Source organism: Allobosea massiliensis (genome assembly GCF_042655245.1).
GTDB classification, from domain to species: domain Bacteria; phylum Pseudomonadota; class Alphaproteobacteria; order Rhizobiales; family Beijerinckiaceae; genus Allobosea; species Allobosea massiliensis.
Genome location: NZ_JBHSLU010000074.1, coordinates 1 through 1,325 on the forward strand (window position 1 = coordinate 1; position 1,325 = coordinate 1,325).

The following is a 1,325-nucleotide window of genomic DNA, read 5'->3' on the forward strand; positions in this document are numbered from 1 at the left end:
TGTTGTTGCCCCTCAAAGACCGGACACGTCCTCCGCGGTTGAACGGTCAGCGATGAACTCTCGCGGTGAACGGTATCCCAGCGCCTTGTGCGGGTGAAGCCGGTTATAGTGATCGAACCATGCCGGTAGCTGACGCATGACGATCTCGGCATTCGGCATCGGATTGACCCTGGCGTAGTCGCGTTTGATGGTGCGAACGAAGGCCTCGGCCATGCCGTTGGATTGCGGGCTCTGGACCGGAGTGGTCAGCGGTTCGAAGCCGATCTCGCGAGCAAAGCGCCGGGTCTCGCCGGCGATGTAGCCCGAGCCGTTGTCGGTCAGCCATTCGATCACGCCGGGCAGACGATTGACCTGGCCGAAGCGGGCCTCGACCGCCACCGTCATGAGGTCGCGGACATCCTCGCCCTTGATGCCCTCGGTCGTCGCGACGAAGCTGATCGCCTCGCGGTCGCAGCAGTCGAGCGCGAAGGCGACGCGGACCTTTTCGCCGTTGTCGCAGCCGAGCTCGAAGCCGTCCGAGCACCAGCGCAGGTTGGATCGATCGACGGCGATGCGGCCATCGTGACGTCGCGCCTCGACGCCGCCGGCATGGCGTTGCAGGAGCAGGCCATGGGCCTTCATGACGCGGAAGACCCGCTTGTGATTGGGCGCAGGCCGGCCGTCCGCTTGTGCCGCGCGGCGTAGCAGCGCCCAGACCCGGCGATAGCCATAGCTCGGCATCTCGGCGACGATGGCCTGGATCGCCACGACCATCTCGGCGTCAGGCAGAGCAGGCCGCCCCCGACGAGGCTTGCCGAGAGGGGCCTTTGCACGAGCGGTGATGTTCGATCGGGCCACGCCCAGCACTTCGCAGACGGCCTTCATCGCGAACCGTCCTTGGGCCACGACAGCGAGCGCAGCAGATGTTTTTTTGAGCCAGCGGTGGCGTCGAGCGCTTCCTTCAGGATCTCGGCCTCGAGCGTCTTCTTGCCGAGAAGCCGATGCAGTTCGCGGATCTGGTTTTGCAGCATGCGGTAGTCAGAAGCCGGGACGACCTCTTCCTCCGCCCGCGTCGCCGTCAGCGCACCCTGGTTCGCCAGCCGACGCCAGGAGAACAACTGGTTGGGCGCGATCCCATGCCGTCTCGCCACCAGGCTCACGCTCATACCTGGCTCATAGGTCTCAGCGACGATCGCCAGTTTCTCGGCCGGCGCCCACCGCCGCCGCCGCTCGGGCCCCGAAAGGACCTCACTCTTCGATATCGAACCAGTCATGGACACGACATTACTCCTACCCCTTACGGAAGTGGGAGGGCGTGTCCGGTCAATTAGGGGGCGGCTTCACAG

1 protein-coding gene is annotated in these 1,325 nt (G+C 65.2%); it reads right to left on the minus strand.

Translation table 11 applies throughout. The features are described from left to right. Positions 1 to 12 precede the first annotated feature (12 nt). Positions 13 to 1,253, minus strand: a protein-coding gene (locus ACFPN9_RS21950) for an IS3 family transposase (RefSeq protein ID WP_377817595.1) whose coding sequence is annotated in 2 segments (ribosomal slippage) — positions 13 to 914 and positions 914 to 1,253 — 1,242 coding nt in all. Because the reading frame shifts where the segments join, the coding sequence is not laid out codon by codon here. Positions 1,254 to 1,325: the final 72 nt, after the last annotated feature.